This is a genomic window from Paraburkholderia bryophila (assembly GCF_003269035.1).
GTDB lineage: Bacteria > Pseudomonadota > Gammaproteobacteria > Burkholderiales > Burkholderiaceae > Paraburkholderia > Paraburkholderia bryophila.
This window is the reverse complement of sequence record NZ_QLTK01000016.1, coordinates 45,131-64,252: the sequence shown is the minus strand read 5'-3', so window position 1 is coordinate 64,252 and position 19,122 is coordinate 45,131. Positions and strand designations below refer to the sequence as shown.

The 19,122-nt window shown below is 64.3% G+C and carries 21 protein-coding genes; 8 read left to right on the top strand and 13 right to left on the bottom strand.

Annotation, left to right across the window (positions count from 1 at the left end; all coding sequences use genetic code 11):
- The first annotated feature begins 31 nt into the window (after positions 1-31).
- The 3 genes from fliP to fliR are packed head-to-tail and all read left to right on the top strand — an operon-like array spanning position 32 to position 1,965.
- The gene (fliP, locus tag BX591_RS21895) at positions 32-823 is read left to right on the top strand and encodes a flagellar type III secretion system pore protein FliP (RefSeq protein ID WP_420849403.1); all 792 of its coding nucleotides are present in this window, start codon (positions 32-34) and stop codon (positions 821-823) included.
- A 52-nt stretch (positions 824-875) separates the two neighbouring features.
- Positions 876-1,145, top strand: a complete 270-nt coding sequence (gene fliQ, locus BX591_RS21890; protein WP_035554507.1) for a flagellar biosynthesis protein FliQ — start codon at positions 876-878, stop codon at positions 1,143-1,145.
- Positions 1,146-1,182: 37 nt separating this feature from the next.
- The gene (gene fliR / locus BX591_RS21885; protein ID WP_111933401.1) at positions 1,183-1,965 is read left to right on the top strand and encodes a flagellar biosynthetic protein FliR; all 783 of its coding nucleotides are present in this window, start codon (positions 1,183-1,185) and stop codon (positions 1,963-1,965) included.
- Between the two features lie 101 nt (positions 1,966-2,066).
- On the opposite strand, the gene flgL is transcribed toward fliR, so the two are convergent.
- The 12 genes from flgL to flgB all read right to left on the bottom strand — a co-directional run bounded on the left by flgL (position 2,067) and on the right by flgB (position 14,399).
- Positions 2,067-3,290 carry a flagellar hook-associated protein FlgL gene (gene flgL / locus BX591_RS21880; protein WP_111933400.1) on the bottom strand — a complete coding sequence of 408 codons (1,224 nt, stop codon included), beginning with the start codon at positions 3,288-3,290 and terminating at the stop codon, positions 2,067-2,069.
- Between the two features lie 10 nt (positions 3,291-3,300).
- Entirely contained in the window at positions 3,301-5,274 is a 1,974-nt protein-coding gene (gene flgK / locus BX591_RS21875) for a flagellar hook-associated protein FlgK (RefSeq protein ID WP_111933399.1), read from the bottom strand.
- 165 nt (positions 5,275-5,439) lie between these two features.
- Complete coding sequence (locus BX591_RS21870; RefSeq protein WP_176343112.1) at positions 5,440-6,213, bottom strand: flagellar brake protein; 774 nt, start codon at positions 6,211-6,213, stop codon at positions 5,440-5,442.
- A 306-nt stretch (positions 6,214-6,519) separates the two neighbouring features.
- Positions 6,520-7,524 carry a flagellar assembly peptidoglycan hydrolase FlgJ gene (gene flgJ / locus BX591_RS21865; RefSeq protein ID WP_111933397.1) on the bottom strand — a complete coding sequence of 335 codons (1,005 nt, stop codon included), beginning with the start codon at positions 7,522-7,524 and terminating at the stop codon, positions 6,520-6,522.
- Between the two features lie 12 nt (positions 7,525-7,536).
- Positions 7,537-8,724, bottom strand: a complete 1,188-nt coding sequence (locus BX591_RS21860; RefSeq protein WP_111933396.1) for a flagellar basal body P-ring protein FlgI — start codon at positions 8,722-8,724, stop codon at positions 7,537-7,539.
- Positions 8,725-8,726: 2 nt separating this feature from the next.
- Positions 8,727-9,425, bottom strand: coding sequence for a flagellar basal body L-ring protein FlgH (flgH, locus tag BX591_RS21855; RefSeq protein WP_111933395.1), 699 nt, complete (start codon positions 9,423-9,425; stop codon positions 8,727-8,729).
- 30 nt (positions 9,426-9,455) lie between these two features.
- Positions 9,456-10,244: a flagellar basal-body rod protein FlgG gene (gene flgG / locus BX591_RS21850; protein WP_111933394.1), complete on the bottom strand. Its 789-nt coding sequence runs from the start codon at positions 10,242-10,244 to the stop codon at positions 9,456-9,458.
- Between the two features lie 40 nt (positions 10,245-10,284).
- The gene (flgF, locus tag BX591_RS21845; protein ID WP_111933393.1) at positions 10,285-11,043 is read right to left on the bottom strand and encodes a flagellar basal-body rod protein FlgF; all 759 of its coding nucleotides are present in this window, start codon (positions 11,041-11,043) and stop codon (positions 10,285-10,287) included.
- A gap of 19 nt (positions 11,044-11,062) precedes the next feature.
- Positions 11,063-12,598: a flagellar hook protein FlgE gene (locus tag BX591_RS21840; RefSeq protein ID WP_111933392.1), complete on the bottom strand. Its 1,536-nt coding sequence runs from the start codon at positions 12,596-12,598 to the stop codon at positions 11,063-11,065.
- 43 nt (positions 12,599-12,641) lie between these two features.
- Positions 12,642-13,373 (bottom strand): flagellar hook assembly protein FlgD, encoded by a 732-nt coding sequence (locus tag BX591_RS21835; protein WP_111933391.1) that lies wholly within the window; start codon positions 13,371-13,373, stop codon positions 12,642-12,644.
- Between the two features lie 10 nt (positions 13,374-13,383).
- Entirely contained in the window at positions 13,384-13,809 is a 426-nt protein-coding gene (flgC, locus tag BX591_RS21830; protein WP_012434707.1) for a flagellar basal body rod protein FlgC, read from the bottom strand.
- A gap of 95 nt (positions 13,810-13,904) precedes the next feature.
- Positions 13,905-14,399, bottom strand: a complete 495-nt coding sequence (gene flgB / locus BX591_RS21825; protein WP_111933390.1) for a flagellar basal body rod protein FlgB — start codon at positions 14,397-14,399, stop codon at positions 13,905-13,907.
- A 218-nt stretch (positions 14,400-14,617) separates the two neighbouring features.
- Between flgB and flgA the strand changes: the two genes are divergently transcribed.
- From flgA to BX591_RS21800, 5 genes are all read left to right on the top strand, one after another.
- Positions 14,618-16,225: a flagellar basal body P-ring formation chaperone FlgA gene (gene flgA / locus BX591_RS21820; protein ID WP_111933389.1), complete on the top strand. Its 1,608-nt coding sequence runs from the start codon at positions 14,618-14,620 to the stop codon at positions 16,223-16,225.
- Positions 16,226-16,426: 201 nt separating this feature from the next.
- A complete protein-coding gene (gene flgM, locus BX591_RS21815; protein WP_111933388.1) occupies positions 16,427-16,783 on the top strand; it encodes a flagellar biosynthesis anti-sigma factor FlgM in 357 nt (118 codons plus the stop codon).
- 94 nt (positions 16,784-16,877) lie between these two features.
- The gene (locus tag BX591_RS21810) at positions 16,878-17,324 is read left to right on the top strand and encodes a flagella synthesis protein FlgN (protein ID WP_111933387.1); all 447 of its coding nucleotides are present in this window, start codon (positions 16,878-16,880) and stop codon (positions 17,322-17,324) included.
- 325 nt (positions 17,325-17,649) lie between these two features.
- On the top strand, positions 17,650-17,832 hold the full coding sequence (locus tag BX591_RS21805; RefSeq protein WP_111933386.1) for a type II toxin-antitoxin system HicA family toxin: 183 nt from the start codon (positions 17,650-17,652) through the stop codon (positions 17,830-17,832).
- A complete protein-coding gene (locus BX591_RS21800) occupies positions 17,829-18,236 on the top strand; it encodes a type II toxin-antitoxin system HicB family antitoxin (protein ID WP_111933385.1) in 408 nt (135 codons plus the stop codon). The genes BX591_RS21805 and BX591_RS21800 overlap by 4 nt, the downstream gene beginning before the upstream one ends.
- A 141-nt stretch (positions 18,237-18,377) precedes the next feature.
- Here BX591_RS21800 and BX591_RS21795 read toward each other — a convergent pair whose 3' ends face one another.
- A complete protein-coding gene (locus BX591_RS21795) occupies positions 18,378-19,112 on the bottom strand; it encodes an RNA polymerase sigma factor FliA (RefSeq protein ID WP_111933384.1) in 735 nt (244 codons plus the stop codon).
- Positions 19,113-19,122 lie beyond the last annotated feature (10 nt).

Below are 19,122 nucleotides of genomic sequence, written 5' to 3'. Positions count from 1 at the left end.
TTCTTCAGCGCGTCACGCGCAATCCGCTCGCATGCCTCGCACCGATTCGTCCGCCATTGCCGCGCTCGGCCGCGTAAGCCGCCGCGTCGCACCGCTGGCCGTCCCGGCGCTGCTGCTCGCGTTGCCGACGCTGTCGTTCGCGCAAGCCGCCGGTTTGCCGGCCTTCAACACGAGCCCCGGCCCGAACGGCGGTACGACCTATTCGCTGAGCGTGCAGACCATGCTGCTGCTCACGATGCTGTCGTTCCTGCCGGCGATGGTGCTGATGATGACGAGCTTCACGCGCATCATCATTGTGTTGTCGCTGCTGCGCCAGGCGCTCGGCACGGCCACCACGCCGCCGAACCAGGTGCTGGTCGGTCTCGCCCTGTTCCTCACGCTGTTCGTCATGTCGCCGGTACTCGACAAGGCCTACAACGACGGCTACAAACCCTTCTCCGACGGCACGATTCCGATGGAAACGGCGGTCAACCGCGGTCTCGCGCCGTTCAAGACCTTCATGCTGCGGCAGACCCGCGAAACCGACCTGGCCTTGTTCGCCCGTATCTCGCACGCCGCGCCCATGCAAGGTCCGGAAGACGTGCCGCTGTCGCTGCTGGTGCCCTCGTTCGTCACCAGCGAACTGAAAACGGGTTTCCAGATCGGCTTCACGATCTTCATTCCGTTCCTCATCATCGACATGGTGGTGGCGAGCGTACTGATGTCGATGGGGATGATGATGGTGTCGCCCGCCACCATCTCGCTGCCGTTCAAGCTGATGCTGTTCGTGCTGGTCGACGGCTGGCAGTTGCTGCTCGGCTCGCTCGCGCAGAGCTTCGTTTAAGCACGCTATTTAATCGGGCCTCGCGCCCGCCACGCTCTCCGGTTCCCTCGCCATGAATCAAGAATCCGTCATGACGCTCGCGCACCAGGCCATGTATGTCGGCCTGCTGCTCGCCGCGCCGCTGCTGCTGGTCGCGCTGGTGGTCGGTCTGGTGGTGAGCCTGTTCCAGGCCGCCACGCAGATCAACGAAACCACCTTGTCGTTCATTCCGAAGCTGCTCGCGATTGCCGTGACCATGGTGATCGCCGGCCCGTGGATGCTGACCACCATGCTCGACTATCTGCGCCAGACGCTCACCAATATTCCGACGCTCGTCAACTGAGCGCGGCGCCGGTCCTCGCTCCCCCTTCCCCGCTGTCATGTTCTCCGTCACCTACGCGCAACTGAACGGATGGCTCACGGCCTTCCTGTGGCCGTTCGTGCGGATTCTCGCGCTGGTCGCCACCGCGCCGGTGCTCGGCAACAAAGCGCTGCCGATGCGCGTGAAGATCGGCCTCGCGGCCTTCGTCACGATCATCGTCGCGCCCACGCTCGGCGCGATGCCGCAATTCACGGTGTTTTCCGGCGCGGGCGTGTGGATCATCATCAATCAGTTTCTGATCGGCATCGCGCTCGGCGTGACCATGCAGATCGTGTTCCAGGCGATTAGCGCGACCGGCGACTTCGTCGGCCTCGGCATGGGGCTCGGCTTCGCGACCTTCTTCGACGCGCAGGCGAGCAGTTCGAGCCAGGTGCTGTCGAGCTACATGAACACCATCGCAATGCTCGTGTTTCTGGTGATCGACGGCCATCTGCAAATGATCAGCGCGCTGCTCGCCACGTTCCAGTCGGTGCCGGTGTCGGCGAATATCCTCGGCGCGCCCGGCTGGCACACGCTGGCCATGTTCGGCAACACGGTGTTTTCGGCGGGCCTGCTGTTGTCGCTGCCGGTTGTGGTCGCCTTGCTCATCACCAACCTTGCGCTCGGCATTCTGAACCGCGCGGCGCCGCAAATCGGCGTGTTCCAGATCGGTTTTCCGCTGACCATGCTGATCGGCATGCTGCTCCTGCAACTGATGATCCCGAACATGATTCCGTTTTTCATGCGGCTGTTCGACATCGGTATCGATCAGATGGGGCGCGTGGCCGCCGGGTTTCGGTAGATAGCAAGAGTTAACCGAAGCGAAACAAAGCGACAAAACAGAAAGGGCGGATCCGGTTCACACCGGATTCCGCCCTTCTTCGTTTCAGACTGCTTCGACGCTTAGTTCAGGTACTGGAACAGCGAGATGTTCTGAATCTTCGCGAACGCTTGCTGGGCCGCTTGCAGCGCATTCTGCGTCAGCGTGTACTGACCGATCGTCTTGACCATGTCGGTCTGCGTCAGATCCGCCAGGTTGCTCGCGGTCTGCAGCGTGTTGGTCTGCGTGACCGTCTGCAAGGCCTGCACTTCGTTCATGCGGCCACCCACGGTTGCCTGCGCCGTCTGCACGTTGTTCATCGTGTTTTCGAGCTGCGTCATGCTGGTGGTCAACTGGCTCTGGAAGCTGGCCGTCTGCGCGCCCGGCGTGAGCGGCGTTTGCAACGTGGTGATCAACTGGCTCAGATTGGCGAACACGTCCATGCTGCCCTGCGTCGCCGGCGTCACCGTAAAGCTGTCGCCCGAATTCGGCGCGCCGCTGATCGACACCGACTGGCCGCCGACGGTGATCGCCGAGCCGGCCGTGAACGGCTGCGCGCCGCCGGTGGTTGTCGTGCCGGTCGCCGGATCGGTCTGGCTCACGGTGTACGTGGTCGCCGACACGAAGTTGATCTTGTAGGTGTCCGCGTTGGTCGGGTCGGTCGGATTGGTCAGGCTGACGCTGCTGACCACGCCGGTGCCGGTGTTGCCGGCCGTTGCCGCCGGCACCGCGCTGGTGCCGATCGACGCGACGCTGCCGAAGATCGCGAGGCCGTTATCGCCCGTCTGCAAGGTACGCGAGCCGGTAATCTGCACGACCGGCGCGCCGGTGTCGCCCGAATACGTCACGGCGCCGGAGGCGGTCGTCGAGTACGGCTGGGCGCCGCTTTGATAGCCGGCGAACAGGTAGTTGCCCTGCGGATCGGTGGAATTGGCGAGCGTCATCAGCTGGCTGCGCAAGCTCGTCAATTGCGTGGCGAGCGCACCACGGTCGCTGTCGGTCAGCGAACCGTCGCCGGCGCGCAGCACCAGCGTATGAATGGTGGTCAGCACGGTGTTGACGCTGCCGAGCGTCGAGTCTTCCTGCTGCATCGACGCGAGCGCGGAAGTCTGGTTGGTCGTGTACTGCGCAAGGGTCGTGGCCGTCGAGCTCAACTGCACGGCCTGCGCCGCGCCGAGCGGATTGTCCGACGGCGTGGACAGACTCACGCCGCTCGAAATCTCGGCATAGATCTGCGACAACTGAGCTTGCTGGTTGCTCATTGTCTGCACGTTCATGTTGAAGTACTGCGCGCTGGAGATACGCATGTTCAACGCCTCACTGGAAGATGCCGAGCAACGTCTGGAACAGGGTCTGCGCGGTCTGAATGACCTTGCTGTTCGCCTGATAGAGCTGCTGATACTGAAGCAGATTGGCTGCTTCCTCGTTAATGTTCACGCCCGAGACCGACTGCTGCGCCGTGGTGATCTGCGTCACCAGCGCGGTTTGCGCCGTGCTCGCCGTCTGCACCTGGTTGGTCTGGTTGCCGATCTGGTTGACGTAGTTCGCGTACGCGCCGCTCAGCGTGACCGTGCCGCCCGCCAACGCCTTCGCGGTGGACAGGTTGGACAGCGCCAGCGCGTTGCGGCCGTCGCTGGTCGCGCCGGTGTTCGGGCCAATGGTGAATTTGTCGCCGGCGGCCGGTGCGCCGCTGATGGTCATCGTGACCTTGTTCATCTGGCCGGCGGCCGGATTGGTGATCGTCAGCGTCGCGCCGTTGGCCGTCGAATACGGCACCACGGTGGTCGCGTCGGTAATCGGATAGCTGGTCGGCGGCGTGCCGGCCACGGTCACCGTCGAGCCCGCCGGAAAACCGGTCAGACCCGTGCCGTTGTACGCCAGCGTGGTCGTCGAGTTCGGCATCGTGTAACCGGCCGTCACCGACGGCGAGGTGATCGTCGCCGTGCCGGTGTTGGTCGTCGAAGCGGCCACCTGCAACGGCAGCGCGGCGGCGATCGCAGACGGATCGGTCGATGCGGTCGCGAAGCTGTTCAACGCGCCGCGGGTCGGCTCGACCGTGAACGAGTCGCCAGCGTTCATCGTGCCGGTGGTCGAAAAATTCAGGCCGTTGATCGGCTGGCTCAGATTGGTCGCCGAGCCCACTACCGCGCCGCTCGAGTTGTCGGTCAGCGTGTAGGTGGTGCCGTTGAAGGCCAGCGTGTAGTCGCCGGTGGTCGGCTGCGCGGGGTTCGCGAACGAAACGTTCAGCGACGCGTTGCCGGTGTTCTGCGTGTTCGCGTAGACCGTCGGGCTGCCCACCGAAAACAGCGCGCCACCCTGGGCGCCGCCGAGCGTAATGCCCAGGCTGTTTTGCGCGTTGACCTGCGCGGAGAAGCTCACGGCGATCGCGCCGAGTTGCGCTTCACCCGGATCGAGCGTCTGGCTGCGGAACTGCAGCAAGCCGCCCAGCGAACCGCCGGTGATCTTGCTGTCGGGCAGGTTTTGCGGTTTGGCGGCCGGATTCGCGCCGGCCTGGCCGAGGTACTGCACCGACAGTTCGCTGGAGTCGCCCGCCGACGGCGCGGTGCCCAGGTTATAGCTGTTGGTGGACGACACGAGCGGCTGCCCGTTGCCCATGAACACGCTATAGCTGCCGTTGCTGTTGACGACCTGCACGCCCACCAGTTGCGACAGATTCGACACGGCGAGGTCGCGCTGATCCATCAACTGGTTCGGCGGCTGGCCTTGCGTGCTGGCCTGAGCGATCTGGCCGTTCAACTGGGCGATCTGCTGCGTGTAGCTGTTGATCTGCGAAACGGTATTGGAGAGCTGCGTGTTGACGCTCTGGCGCAGCGAGTCGTATTGCTGGCCGGCGGCATTGATCTGGTTCACGAGCGTCTGCGCGCCGCTCACCGCGGTCTGGCGGGTCGACAATGTCGACGGGCTGTTCGAGACGTTCTGCAGGCCGGTGAAGTAGCTGGTGATCGCGCTCGAAATCCCGGCAGTCGGGCTGCCGATCAGATTGTTCAACTGCGAGATCAGCGTGTTGTAGGTCGACAGCGAGCTACCCGACGCTTGCGCGTTGTTCAGCTGGGTGGTCAGGTACTGGCTGTACTGGCGCGTCACCGTGGTGGTCGAGACGCCTTGCGGCAGATAGCCGGAACCCGTGTACTGGCCGCCGCTTTCCGCGTAGACCGGGGTTTCGATCGTATAGCCGGGCGTCGACGCGTTGCTGATGTTCTGGCCGGTCGTCGTGAGTCCCCACTGGGCTGCGTTCAGTCCACTGAGGCCGAGATTGATGAGATCTGACATGCGTCATCCTGAAGGGCGACATCGACCGCATGCCGCCGCGTTGCTTGAACAGTCTGTTTAACGGCCTCGATGCGGAAAAATTGAGGCCGTTCCGATGCGTGTTCAACGTTTGTTTCAACGTTTGCGAGGCCGCGCCGTCCGGCCTCGTGTCCCATCCGCGAGCGCTCAGCGCACCAGCGAGCGACGCTTCATTTCGAGCTGCGTGATCAGCCGTTGCAGCGTGTTCTCGGCGCTGCCCGGCAACGTCAGAAAACGGAAGCCCAACTGGTAGCGCTGCGTGCCGTTCGGCAGCGCAGTGGAACGGTGCGACACCAGTTGCAGATCGAGCGAAAGACGGCCGAGCGCGCCGAGCACCAGTTCGCAATCGACGAGGCGCGTGCCCATCGGCAATTCGGCCACGCGTTCGTCAGTGGTGCGCATGCCGACGCCGCCCAGCGACAGGTCGTGTACTTCGAAGCGGAACTTATCGCCCTCCGGCAACAGGCCGGTACACATATACGGATCGAGAATCGGCGCATCGACGCGGAAATACTCGCGCCGCTGCACGTAAAACAGCACCTCGGGGAAGTCGGCTTCGAACGCCGGCAGCCCTTCGTAGCGGGTTTCGCGCGGGGTGGCGGTGGCGAACTCCACCCGCACGCCGTCCGGCTGCGCGTGAAACTGACAGCGCGGCGCGGCCAGCAGGCCCTGGTTCTGTTCGGCGAGCGCGCCCCAATCGAACGTAAAGGTGCGTCCGCGCACGTCGACGTCGAGCAGCCGCGTGACGAGCTGGCCGCCCGCGTATTGGGCAGTGAGGAAATCGCCGCGATTGACGAGATTGCGTAGCTGTACGCCGATCTCCAGCGGATTGCGTCGACCGAAGTCGTTGGCACTTTCGTCTAGGGGAGCGTGCGGCTGGCCGGGCGCGTCGGTCTGGCCATTCGACTGGTTCATATCCATGGGCTTGCCGGTATGCATGTTCTTGCGGGCGCGTGCCAAGGCTCCTGCCGGGGCATTCGCGCGGTCTTCATCGAAGCCGCAGCACGCGCATTCAACCGGACATTACTACGCTTTCCGGTATCGGATCTAACTGATTAGCGGCATCGCCAGACCAAAATTTAGGGGCCTGTAATGAATTATTTGCCGCAAACGTTAAAACCACCCGGTTCAACCCATCCGCCTCGCGCGGCTGGGCCGGCTGCCTTGGGCAACCGGCCTCGTCCGTCTTGTTATGCACCTGGCCCCGTCGCGTGCATGGGATATCGCTCAGCCCATCTTCTGCATGATGGACATCAGTTTTTTGGCGTAATGCGGGTCGGTCGCGTAACCGGCGCGCTGCATGCCGTTGGCGAAACCGCTCACGTCGTGCGCCGAGTTGATGACCTGTGCATAACGCGGATTGCCCTTGAGCAGACTCGCGTAATCGGTCATCGCTTCCTGGTACGAGTCGTACGCGCGGAATTTTTCGACGGTGCGCTGCGGCTTGCCGTTGACATATTCGGTCGTGACGGTCGAAACGGTCTTGCCGGTCCAGTCCTTGGTCGCCTTGATACCGAACACGTTGTGGCTGGTCGAGCCGTCGGTCTTCTTGATCTCGCTCTTGCCCCAGCCCGATTCGAGCGCGGCCTGACCGATGATGAAGCGCGCCGGAATGCCGGTCGCCGCGCTGGCGGCCTGAGCCGGTGCGGCGAGCTTGTCGACGAACGCGTCGACTTTCGGCGAGCTGCCGTCGCCCTTCAACGGCGGCGTCAGCGCGCTATTGGCCGAGTAACCCTTGCCCATGGCCAGCTGGCCGTTGGCTTGTGCATTGCCATACGCTTTCGCAAGCGCGTTCAGCGCCGCGGTCTGGCCTTCGTCGCCGCCGCTACCGCCGCCCAGCGCGTTGGCCATGCCGGCGAGACCGCCCGCGCCACCGGCGCCGCCGGTCTGGATGCCCTGGTTGCGCATCAGTTGCTTGAGCATGGCATCGGCCACGCCGATACCCTTTTGCGACAACTGCTGCGACATCTGCTGATCCATCATCGACGTGAAGGTCGCGCTGTCATGCGAATCGAATGGACCATCCTGCGGCGTCGCATCGCGCATGCTTTTCAGCATCATTTGCGTGAACACCGCGTCGAACTGCTGCGCGGCCATCTTCATGCCGGCCTGCGGCGACGCTTTCACCTGCGCGCTCAGCTTGCTGAAACCCTGAACGTCGAGCGCGAAGCGCTGGGTCAGCTCGTTGGCCGCATTGGCCGAGTTGGCGGAATTGATCGTGTCCGAATTCATCTGCTGTCTTCCTTAGATGATTTCCAGGTCGGCGCGCAAAGCGCCCGCTGCCTTCATGGCCTGCAGGATCGACATCAGATCCGCGGGCGTCGCACCCAGTGCGTTGAGCGCCTTCACCACATCGGCGAGGTTCGCGCCGGCGGTCACCATCTTCAGTGCGCCGTTGTCCTGCTTCAATTGAATCTGCGACTGCTTGGCCGCTACCGTCTGGCCGTTCGAGAACGCGCCGGGCTGGCTCACCACCGGCTGCGTATTGATCACCACCGACAGATTGCCGTGCGCGACCGCGCAGTTCTGCAGCGTGACCATCTGGTTCATGACGATCGAGCCGGTGCGCGCGTTCAGGATCACCTTCGCGGCGGCCAGCGCCGGCTTGACGTCGATGTTCTGCAACTGCGCCATGAAGGCGACCTGCTGCTCGGGGTCGCTCGGTGCGCGCAACTGGATCGTGCGGCCGTCGAGCGCCATGGCCGTGCCGCTGCCGAACGTGGTGTTGACCGCCGACACGATGCGCTGCGTGGTGTCGTAATCCATATCGTTCAGGTCGAGCTGCATCGTGCCGGCTTGCGACACCGAGGTCGGCACCGCGCGCTCGACGATCGCGCCGCCGGCGATTCGGCCTGCGGCCAGCGTGTTGACCTGCACCTTGCTGCCGTTCGCGCTCGCGCCGGCGCCGCCGACCGCGAGGTTGCCCTGACCGAGCGCGTACACCTGGCCGTCCGCGCCCTTCAGCGGGGTGAGCAGCAGCGTGCCGCCGCGCAGGCTCTTCGCATTGCCGAGCGACGACACGGTCACGTCGATCGCTTCGCCCGGACGCGCGAACGGCGGCAGCACCGCCGTCACCATCACCGCGGCGACGTTTTTCAGCTGGATGTTCGACAGCGACGACTGCTGGTTGGTCGAGCCCGCCGCCTGGTTGTTGATCGAGATGCCGAGGTTCGCCAGCATGTTGGCGAGCGTCTGCGTGGTGAACGGCGTCTGCGTGGTCTGGTCGCCCGTGCCGTCGAGACCGACGACGAGGCCGTAGCCGATCAGCGGGTTGTCGCGCACGCCCTGAATCTGCACGAGGTCTTTCAGACGCTCCGCGTGCGCGGGCGTCGCGGCCGGCAGCGCCGCGCAGGCGAGCGCGACGAAAGCCAGCGCTCGGCCGAAATGAGCGAGTCGCGCGAGGCGGCCTGGGCGGGAGAAGACGGTGCGCATGATTACCACGGTGAGACGTTGAGGAAGAACCGCTGCAACCAGCCCATGTTCTCGGCCTCGTTGAGATAGCCCTTGGCGGAGTATTCGATCTTCGCGTCGGCCACCTGGGTCGAGTACACGGCGTTCAGGTTCGAGATCGTGTTCGGATTCACCACGCCGGAGAAGCGCACGAACTCATCGCCCTGGTTGATCAGCATCTGCTTTTCGCCGCTCACCGCCAGGTTGCCGTTCGGCAGCACGCCGGTCACCGTCACGGTGATCGTGCCGTTGAACGTATTCGACGCGTTCGCGCCGCCCGTGCCCTGGAACACGTTGGAACCGGTGGCGCTGAGGTTCGACCTGCTGAACAGGCCGGGCAGGAAACCGGCGGTCGGCACGTTGAAGTTGGTGCTGCCGGAACGGTTGGCGTTCGCGCCCGAGGACTTCGTCGCATTGACGTTTTCCTGGATCACGATGGTCAGGATGTCGCCCACATTGCGCGGCCGTTGATCTTCGAACAGCGGCCGGCCCGCGTAACCCGGGTTATAGATGGAGCCCGGCGCCTGCATCTGCGGCGGCATCGGCGGCATGGCGGTCATCGGCTGCTGCGTGATGGGCTGCTTGGGCACGAGCGCACAGCCACCGAGCGCGGCGAGCAGCGTGAGCTGCACGAGCGCCTCGGCGGTACGCGAATGAACCGGGTGACGAGAAGAGTGCGACATGATGATTACCGCCTTTTAATTCCCAACCCCTTAAACCTGCATCTGGCTCAAGGTCTGCAGCATCTGGTCGGAGGTGGTCACGGCCTTGCTGTTGATTTCGTAAGCGCGTTGCGTCTGGATCATGTTCACCAGTTCCTGCACCACGTTCACGTTCGATGCTTCCACGTAACCCTGATTCAGCGAGCCGGCGCCGTTCAGGCCCGGTTGCGCGATGTTCGGCGCGCCCGACGAAGCCGTTTCAGAGAACAGGTTTTCGCCCTTCGCATCCAGGCCGGCCGGGTTGATGAAGGTCGCGAGCTGCATCGAGCCGAGCTGCTGGCTGTTGGTCGAGCCGGCCACGGTGATCGACACCACGCCGTCGCTGCCGATGGTCAGCGAAGTCGCGTTGGTCGGGATCGTGATGGCCGGAATCACCTGATAGCCGCTCGACGTGACCAGTTGGCCCTGCGCGTTGGTCTGGAACGAGCCGTCGCGCGTGTAGGCGGTCGTGCCGTCCGGCATCTGCACCTGGAAGAAGCCGGCGCCGTTGATCGCAACGTCTTTCGAATTGCCGGTCTGCGTCAGGTTGCCCTGCGTGTACAGACGCTCGGTGGCGACCTGTTGCACGCCGGTGCCGAGCTGGATGCCCGAAGGCAGTTCGGTTTGCTGCGTCGAGTTCGCGCCCGGCTGGCGGACGGTCTGATACAGCAAGTCCTCGAACACCGCGCGCGAGCCCTTGAAGCCGTTGGTGCTGACGTTCGCGAGGTTGTTCGAGATCACGTCCATCTGCGCCTGTTGCGCATTCATGCCGGTGGCGGCGATATACAGTGAGCGGTTCACTTTTGTTCTCCTGAGAGCCGGGCGAACCCAGCGCATCCTGTTAGCTAAAGCTGAGCAACTGGTTAGCGGACTGGTCGTTCTTGTCGGCGTTTTCCAGCAGCTTGGTCTGCATCTGGAACTGGCGCGCGTTGGTGATCATCGAGACCATCGCGCTGACCGGATTCACGTTGCTGCCTTCGAGCGAGGCCGGCGCCACCGTGACGGCCGGATCGGCGTCGGCGGGGTTGCCGTCGGCGGTCCGGAACAGACCGTCGTCGCCGCGCGTCATGGTTTGCGGATCCGGATTCACCAGCTTCAATTGATCGACCGTCACCACCGCCGTCGGCGGATCGCCAGGGGTCAGGGCCGACACCGTGCCGTCCTTGCCGATGGTGATTTCCGCACCCGGCGGCACCGACACCGGGCCGCCGTTGCCGAGCACGGTCTGGTTCATCGCGTTCACCAGTTGGCCGTTTTCGTCGACGTGCAGATTACCGGCGCGCGTATAAGCCTCGTTGCCGTCGGCGGTTTGCACCGCCAGCCAGCCCGGACCCTGAATCGCGACGTCGAGCGGGTTGCCCGTCTGCTGGATCGGGCCGGGCGTGTAGTCCGCGCCCGGCGTCGACGACAGCACGAAAGTGCGAGTGGTGTTGTCGTTGACCGAACTGCCGTCGCCGAACGACATTGGCACGGCACGGAAGGTCGCGAGCTGCGCGCGAAAACCGGTGGTCGATGCGTTCGCCAGATTGTTCGCGACGATAGCCTGCTGTTCGAGCGCTTGCGTGCTGCCCGACATCGCGGTGTAGATCAGCCGATCCATGATGGGAAGTCCCGGTCGCTTACAGGTTGATCAGGGTCTGGTCGACGGTCTGCTGGGTCTTGATCGTCTGCGCATTCGCTTGATAGTTGCGTTGCGCGGTGATCAGGTTCACCAGCTCGCTCGTCAGATCGACGTTCGAGTTTTCCACCGCGCCGCCTTGCAGCACGCCGTGGTTGGTCGAGCCCGGCGCGGAGATCTGCGCGACGCCCGATTGCGAGGTTTGCTGGAACTCGTTGTTACCCAGGTTCACGAGACCGTTCTGGTTCGAGAAGTTCGCCAGCGCGATCTGGCCGAGTGCCGCCGTTTGCTGGTTCGAGTAATTGCCGGTCAGCGTGCCGTCGGCGCCGATCGTGAAGCTCGTCAGCGTGCCGGCCGCGTAGCCGTCGGGCTGCAGCGAGTTCACGCCGTCCTTACCGCCGTACTGCGTCGTGCCGCCGATGTTCAGCGTCAGGTTCTGCGGCGTCGACGAACCGTCGGTAGTCGGAATGCTGAAGTTGTAGACGAACGGCGTGGTGGTTGCCGAGAAGGTTGGCGGCGACGCGATCGGGGTGTTGACCTGGGTCGTGCCGAGCAGCGTGCCCGACGAATTGAAGTTCGCCTGACCCACCAGGTTCGCGGTGCCGGTCGAGGTGCCCGCGTACACGTTCCACGTGCCCGCCGAGGTCTTGGCGAAGTACATGTTGACCGTCTGCGAGCCGCCCAGCGAGTCGTAGACCGTCGTGCTGGTCGAGTAGTTGTACGTCGAGGAGCTGTTCTGGTTGAACGCGATCGGCGTCGGCGTGATCGTCATCTTGTCGCCCGTGACCGGCGTGCCGTTCATCGTGATCGTCTGACCGTTGCCGAGCGAAACCGCCGAGCCGGCCGTGTACGTCGCGGGCGCCGTGGTGGTGCCGAGCGTGGTGTCGGTCACGGTGTAGGTGGTCGCGCTCGTGAAGTTGACGGTGTAGCTGTCGTTGTTCGTGCCCGACGCGGTATTCGTAATCGTCGCGCCCGGCGTGGACAGCGTGCTGCCCGTCTGGAGCGCGGGCACCACGGTCGGCGTACCGAGCATCAGCGGATCCTGCGCATTCAGGTTCAGGCCGGCGACGATCTTGGTGGTCGCTTGCGGTGCGATGTTGGCGGTCGGCACGCTCAACGGCACGGTTTGCGCGGTGTTGATGATGCCCGCGGCGTTCGCGCCGTAGCCCATCAGCTGCAAACCCTGCGCGTTGGTGATGAAGCCGTTCTTGTCGAGCTGGAACACGCCGTTGCGCGAGTACACCAGCGAGCCGTTATTCGACAACTGGAAGAAGCCGTTGCCGTTGATCGCGACGTCCAGCGCCTGGTTGGTGCTGGTGATGGTGCCTTGCGAGAACTGCTGCTGCACTTCCGAGAGCTTCGTGCCGATACCGACCTGGTTGCCCACGGCCGTCGCCACCGAATTCGCGTACATGTCGGCGAATTGCGCCGCGCCGCTCTTGAAGCCAACCGTATTCGCGTTGGCGATGTTGTTGCCGATCACGTCGAGGTCGCTCGACGATGCCGACAAACCACTCAAACCTTGTTGGTAACCCATGACGGTCTCCGTATCTGGAAAGTCGTAACTGACTGAATCTGAATCAGAGGATGGCGGCGATGTTGGTCAGGCCGACCGTCGTGCCGTTCGACAGCACGAGACCCGGCGTACCGGTGCTCTGCATGACGACGCTTTGCACCGTCGCGCTCGACAGCGTGGTCGCGGTGGCCTGCTGACCGTTGATCGTGCCGACGGCGCTGATCGTGTAGGTGCCGTCCGGCAGTGTGTTGCCGGCCGAGTCGGTCGGCGTCCAGCCCACCGGCACCGTGCCGGCCGACTGCTTGCCCAGGTCGACCGTACTGACGATCGTGCCCGCCGAATTCTTGATGACCACCTGCAGGTCGCTCACCGAGTTGGCGAGCTGCACGCCGAACGAGCTGGCCTTGCCGCTCGCGACGGTCGTCGTGCTGCCCGGGGCGAGCACGGTCGAGCCGATCAGCAGCGCGGCTTGCGACTGCTGGCCCGCCGACATCTGCGTGGCAAGCGAGCTGAGGGTCGTGTTCAACTGGCTGATGCCCGACACCGTGTTGATCTGCGCCAGCTGCGAGGTCATCTGCGAGCTGTCCATCGGATTGGTCGGGTCCTGGTTCTGCAACTGCGCGACGAGCAATTGCAAAAAGGTTTGCTGCAGGCTGCTGGCCGAGGTGCTGCTGCTCGAACTCGTCGAGCTGGTCGCGCCCGTCGCGCTCGAGCTCTTGCCCGTGCCGTTCATGGTATCGAGCAGCGTTTGCGACACGGTCGTGCCGTTGCTGCCGATGGAGGTGTTGGTGGTCAAGGAGCTCTCCTCAGGTTCCGATCGTGAGCGTTTTCAGCATCAGTGTCTTGGCGGTGTTCAGGGTCTCGACGTTGGCCTGGTACGAGCGCGAGGCCGAGATCATGTTGACCATTTCCTGCACCGGGTCGACGTTGGGCAGCGTGACGTAGCCGTCCGAATTGGCGGCCGGGTTGCCGGGGTCGTACGCGGTCTTCATCGGCGTCGGGTCGTCGACCACGCCAGTGACCTGCACGCCGCCGACCTGCTGGCCGGACGCGGTGCGCGCGCCGCCCAGCGGGCTGACCGCGAACACGACCTGCTTGGCCTTATACGGCTGGCCGTCCGGGCCGGTCGTGCTGTCCGCGTTGGCGAGATTCGACGCCGTCACGTTGAGCCGCTGCGACTGCGCCGACATCGCGGAGCCTGCAACACCAAAAATGTTCATCAGGGATGGCATGGTTTCCTGACCTCTCCTACCGTTTAGCCGGCTTCAAGTTAATTCACGTAGCGATTGTTCTTGCGACCTGCTGCTGGCCTGCGCGGCGTCGGTTATTACGAGCCCGACTGGATCGCCGCCAGCATCGTCTTGATCTGGCCTGACAGCACCGTCATGCCTGATTCGAAATGCAAGGTGTTGTCCGCGAACTGCACCCGTTCGGTGTCGATGTCGACGGTGTTGCCGTCGAGCGCGGGCTGGGTCGGAATGCGGTATTGCAGATTGCCGTAGTCGTCGGACGTGCCGCCGGTCGGCGTCAGCGTCGATTTGCCCGACATGTGGCCAGGCGACGTCGACACCATCGACATACCGCTCGTCACACCGGCGGGCTGCGTCATCGCGAGCGTCGAGTTGTTCGACGCGGCGGTGCCGGTGGCGCCACTGCCCTTCTTCAGCGCGCCGGCAAGCGACGAGGCGAAGTCGACGTCGCGCGCCTTGTACCCGGGGGTATCGGCGTTGGCGATATTCGACGACAGCAGCTCCTGGCGGTAAGCGCGTACATCGAGCGCCTGGCGGCCAAAGGCGAATTCGGCATCGAGTTTGTCCAGCATAAGAAATCTCCGGAGAACGTTCCCGAGGCTTCCCGCTGCAACCTCGCGTGAGGACTGCGTGAAGCGAGAAGGCCTTTTTGCATGAAGTGCATCTTATGGGCGCTACGCAAGGAGCAATCGGACGAATAACCGGGAAAGGGGGCTTCTATTCAACGTTTGCGCGAAGGGGGCGCTCACTAGAATGCAAGGCGTACCGATGCATTCGATGGAGTAACACAATGGACCAGCCCACCTTCGATCCGACGTTCCGCGCCAGGCGCGCGGCAGCGCATGGCGTCGGTGCGGGCGTGCCGCGCCGGGCAAGGACACTGCCGGCCTGGTCGATGCGGCTCGCGCGCCTGGCGTTGGGTTCGGCGCTGTGTCTGCCGGCCGGCGCCCTGTTGTTCGCGCCGAGCGCCTACGCACAGGAAGCCGATGGGCCGATCGTGATTCCCGGCCCGGGCGAAAAGAATCCGGCGGCGCTCGCCGATCTCGCGCAGCAGATGCAAGCCGCGCCGGCCAAACGCGCCGGCACCGCCGGGACGCTCGCTGCGGCCACGGCGCAATCGCTGGGGCGTGGACCGGTTTCCCGCACCACGGATGAATTCACCCGCGTCGCCAATACAAGCGGCTCGATCGTGATTGGTGGCGAAGGCGATTCGCCCGCCGCGCCGCAAATGATCCGCACCAATTTCAAACCCGACGCGAACGGCGTCGTGACGATTCCCGCGCCGGGTGCGGCCAATGCGCCGAACGGCGTGGCCAACGTCAATGTCGTGCCGGGCCAGCGCCAGGTGATGCCGGTCGTCGTGGCGCCGGCTGCGCGGCAAGCGGCGAGTGTGCAGCCGGTGGCGGCCAATGCGCCTGCCAATGGCGGGTATCGCGGCGTGAATAACGGCGTCGTGAGCAGCGCCAGCGGCGTCAACGGCATTGCCAGCAATCCCGCCGTCACCGACGGTTTCGACAGTCTCGCTTCGCGCGGCGAGCCGCCGCAACTGGGTGCGAACGGCAAGCCGCTCGCCGCTCGCGGGATCGCCACGCGCGCGGCTGTCGCGCCGCTCGCCCCTTCGACCACGACCGCTGCCACGGCCACGAACGCCACGCCGGCAACGAGCCCGACGCCCGCGACGATCGCCCGCGTATCGGCCACACGGCCCATCGCACCGGCCATCGCGCAACAAAACATGCGCGCCGCCGCCGTCGCGCAGCCCGCGCCGTTGCCCGGCCAGCAAGATGCGGAAGCGATCCGCGGCGCCGCTCTCGCGTTCCTGCAGCAGCAATCCACCGGCTTGCCGGGCAAGGTCGAGATCAGCGTCGCCCAGGCGTTTCCGCGCGGTCTCGCGGCCTGCACGGCACTCGAACCCTTCATGCCAAGCGGCGCGCGCCTGTGGGGCCGCACGACCGTCGGCGTGCGCTGCGCAGGCGAACGGCCGTGGACCATCTACCTGCAGGCGCGTATTTCACTCACCGCCACCTACTACCTCGCTGCCCGCGCCATGTCGCCGGGCGAAGTGCTCACCGCCGCCGACCTCGTCGCGCGTGACGGCGACCTGACCGGTCTGCCGCAGGCGATCGTCACGGACCCGTCGCAAGCGATCGGCTCGGTGACACTCACGCGCGTCGCCGGCGGCATGCCGTTGCGCCGCGACATGCTGAAAAGCAGCTCGGCGATCTCGATCGGTCAGACGGTGCGGGTTGTCGCGGCGGGCGCCGGTTTCTCGATTTCGTCCGAAGGCAGCGCGATGAACAACGCGTCGCCGGGCCAGCAGGTGCGGGTCCGTACGCCCAGCGGCCAGATCGTTTCCGGCATCGTGAAAGACGGCTCGACGGTGGAGATTCAACTGTGAACGGGCCTGCAACGCACGCCGCTCGGGGTTCGCGCGTGCGCACGGCCTCGCGGAGCCGGCGGCAGGTCGTGAAGATGGCACGTGTCGGGCCTGCCAGGGGGCCGGATCGTCTTGAATGGCAAGGCAAAACCTGGAGCGATTGCGCTAAAGTTTTGATCAGCGAGTGCCGTTATCAGGATCAAATCGTTCAGGAAGCCAATCGTGAAAGTCGATTCCACAACCAATTCGAATCTGCCGTCGTTGAAAGACGCCCTGTCCCGTTCGCAAGCAAGCGACGCGACGACCGCGAACAACAACGCGCAGACCGCGAGCACCGCCTCGCAAGCCACCACCAGCGGCACGTCGGGCGACGCCAGCGTCAGCCTGTCGGGCCTGTCGCAGCATCTGCGCAGCCTTGCGGCGTCCGGTTCGGCGGACATCGACACGGCGCACGTCGAGTCGATCAAGCAGGCCATCAAAAACGGCTCGCTGACAATCGACTCCGGCAAGATCGCCGACGGCGTGCTGAATACCGCACGCGACCTGTTGCAAAGCAAAACCTCGTCGACCGGCAACTGATCGACGCATCGAAGTACGGTGAATTGCCGGGCGGCGTTCGACAAACCCGGCTCGCGAATCTAGCGCGAGCCGTCGTGTTCAGCGAGTTGTTGAAATGAAAGACGCCCTGCTTGCCACCCTCGTCGAAGAATATTCGGCCGTCGAGGCGTTCGCCTCGATTCTCACACTCGAGACCAAGGCATTGACCGCCTTGTCGCCGCTCGAATTGCTGCCGCCGATCGTCGAGAAGAAAACCGAACTGATCGGCGTGCTGGCCAATCTCGAAACCAAACGCGACGCGCTGCTCGCCGACATGGGCTTGCCGGCCGGCTGGCCCGGCATGGAGCTCGCGGCCGGCACCGACGCGCGCGTCGCCGAACAATGGTCGCTGCTGCAGAAGGCCGCCGAACGCGCGCGGCGCTTCAACACGAGCAATGGTGAGCTGATCCGCGTGCGGATGGACTACAACCAGCGCGCACTGGCGGCGCTTCAGGTCGAAGTGCCGCAGAAGGTCGGTTTCTACGGACCGGACGGGCGCATTCCCGCGCAGCCAGCGGCGTAACTAACGGCTTCCCCTCCCTGCGCAGCGGCATCGCTGCACGCGATCGGCGCATACGTCGTTTGTTGCGACTGACTCTATTGCCTTGAACGAAGGGCTCGTCATCATCGACGAGCCCTTTCTGCTTTTCGCCTCCACTTTCATTCCCACCCGTGCGTTAGCCATCCGGCCAGGTGGCGCGACTGCACGCGCCGGGTTGAAATCATGCCCTCCCCCACTGAGGTTCTTCGCGGTCCGTCGCGCGCGTCGACATCGATCCGCAGACCAAGGCGGAACGCTAACCTATAGCAGGTTTGTGTAATCGTGTGTATGATTTCAGGAGTGCAAGATGAACAGCGCCGCGGTAATGAAATGGATTCAGGCGAATGACTGGCAGCTAGTCCGCATTTCGGGCAGCCACCATCATTTCCGGCATCCGTTCAGGGCGGGTCTCGTGACGATCCCTCACCCCAAGAAAGATCTGCCGCCCGGCACATTGAACAGCATCCTGAAACAGGCAGGCCTGAAATGAAAAATCTGATTTTCCCGATCGCGCTCGAATCGGGCGACGACCAGCATGCGTATGGCGTGGTGGTGCCGGACCTCCCCGGCTGCTTTGCGGCCGGCGACACGCTTGAAGAGGCTTTTGCGAACGCGAAGCTGGCGGTCGAGTCGCATCTCGACACACTGCTCGACGAAGGGCTACCGGTGCCGCAGCCGCTCAAGTTGAGCGAGCATCAGCGCAATCCGGATTACGCGGGGTTTATCTGGGGATTCGTCGCCACCCGGAATATTCCGGCCCTGAAGAAGGCCGTGCGTATCAACATCTCCCTGCCCGAGGTGCTGGTCCAGGATATCGACATTTACGCGCAAACGCGCGGCCTGTCGCGGTCGTCGTTTCTCGCGCTGGCCGCGGAGCATGAGATGGCGGCGTGAGGCAGGCAGGGTTGAGGGCTATTGCCACCTGCGCCGTAACCTGAAACGCCGGGGTCATCCGGCCGGCGCTTCAGGTTGTGTGGTCACTTCTTCGGGCTACGTCGTGAGACTTCAGGTCGCATCGGGTCGCCTCGAGTCGCCTCAGGTGGCTTCGGCATTCGCCCAGGCCATTTCGCGCAGGCGCGTGCGCAAACGCGCCACCGCCTGGCTGTGCAACTGGCACACCCGCGACTCGCTGACTTCCATCACCGCGCCGATTTCGCGCAGGTTCATGCCACGTTCGTAGTAGAGCGACATCAACAGCTTCTCGCGTTCCGGCAGGCGGTCGATCGCGTCGACCAGCGCCGAGCGCAGGCTGTCGTCCAGCAGCGCCGACAGCGGGTCCGAATGATCCACGCAGTAGCGGTCGAGAAACGGCTCGTCGTCCGCCGAACGGTCGAAGTCTTCGTAGTAGATCAACTGGCTGCCGTGCAGGTCCTGGAGCATCGACTGATACTCGTCAAGCGGCATTTGCAGGTGATCGGCAATCTCCGTTTCGCTCGCCGAGCGGCCCAGGTTCTGCTCCACCTTGTGCACCGCCGATTCGACTTCGCGCGAGGTGCGCCGCAGGCTACGCGGCAACCAGTCGTTGCTACGCAACTCGTCGAGCATCGCGCCGCGAATCCGCTGGCTGGCGTAGGTCTCGAACTGTGCGCCCTGGTCTTCCTTGTAGCGGCTCGCGGCGTCCAGCAGGCCGATCATGCCGGCCTGGATCAGATCGTCGAGATCGACGCTGGCCGGCATCTTGGCAACGAGCTGCAAGCCGAGGCGACGCACCAGCGGTGCGTACTTCGTCAGAACTTCGGCTTGGGAAATCTTTCCCTGAGCGTTATACATCGTGCTCCCC

Coding starts and splice junctions, on each gene's coding strand:
- BX591_RS21810 (WP_111933387.1), top strand. CDS start 16,878: ATGAAAGACGCCCTGCTTGCCACCCTCGTCGAAGAATATTCGGCCGTC.
- fliQ (WP_035554507.1), top strand. CDS start 876: ATGAATCAAGAATCCGTCATGACGCTCGCGCACCAGGCCATGTATGTC.
- BX591_RS21860 (WP_111933396.1), bottom strand. CDS start 8,724: ATGCGCACCGTCTTCTCCCGCCCAGGCCGCCTCGCGCGACTCGCTCAT.
- fliR (WP_111933401.1), top strand. CDS start 1,183: ATGTTCTCCGTCACCTACGCGCAACTGAACGGATGGCTCACGGCCTTC.
- BX591_RS21870 (WP_176343112.1), bottom strand. CDS start 6,213: ATGGATATGAACCAGTCGAATGGCCAGACCGACGCGCCCGGCCAGCCG.
- flgF (WP_111933393.1), bottom strand. CDS start 11,043: ATGGATCGGCTGATCTACACCGCGATGTCGGGCAGCACGCAAGCGCTC.
- BX591_RS21805 (WP_111933386.1), top strand. CDS start 17,650: ATGAACAGCGCCGCGGTAATGAAATGGATTCAGGCGAATGACTGGCAG.
- flgB (WP_111933390.1), bottom strand. CDS start 14,399: ATGCTGGACAAACTCGATGCCGAATTCGCCTTTGGCCGCCAGGCGCTC.
- flgC (WP_012434707.1), bottom strand. CDS start 13,809: ATGCCATCCCTGATGAACATTTTTGGTGTTGCAGGCTCCGCGATGTCG.
- BX591_RS21800 (WP_111933385.1), top strand. CDS start 17,829: ATGAAAAATCTGATTTTCCCGATCGCGCTCGAATCGGGCGACGACCAG.
- flgJ (WP_111933397.1), bottom strand. CDS start 7,524: ATGAATTCGGACACGATCAATTCCGCCAACTCGGCCAATGCGGCCAAC.
- BX591_RS21840 (WP_111933392.1), bottom strand. CDS start 12,598: ATGGGTTACCAACAAGGTTTGAGTGGTTTGTCGGCATCGTCGAGCGAC.
- flgH (WP_111933395.1), bottom strand. CDS start 9,425: ATGTCGCACTCTTCTCGTCACCCGGTTCATTCGCGTACCGCCGAGGCG.
- flgL (WP_111933400.1), bottom strand. CDS start 3,290: ATGCGTATCTCCAGCGCGCAGTACTTCAACATGAACGTGCAGACAATG.
- BX591_RS21795 (WP_111933384.1), bottom strand. CDS start 19,112: ATGTATAACGCTCAGGGAAAGATTTCCCAAGCCGAAGTTCTGACGAAG.
- flgA (WP_111933389.1), top strand. CDS start 14,618: ATGGACCAGCCCACCTTCGATCCGACGTTCCGCGCCAGGCGCGCGGCA.
- flgK (WP_111933399.1), bottom strand. CDS start 5,274: ATGTCAGATCTCATCAATCTCGGCCTCAGTGGACTGAACGCAGCCCAG.
- fliP (WP_420849403.1), top strand. CDS start 32: ATGCCTCGCACCGATTCGTCCGCCATTGCCGCGCTCGGCCGCGTAAGC.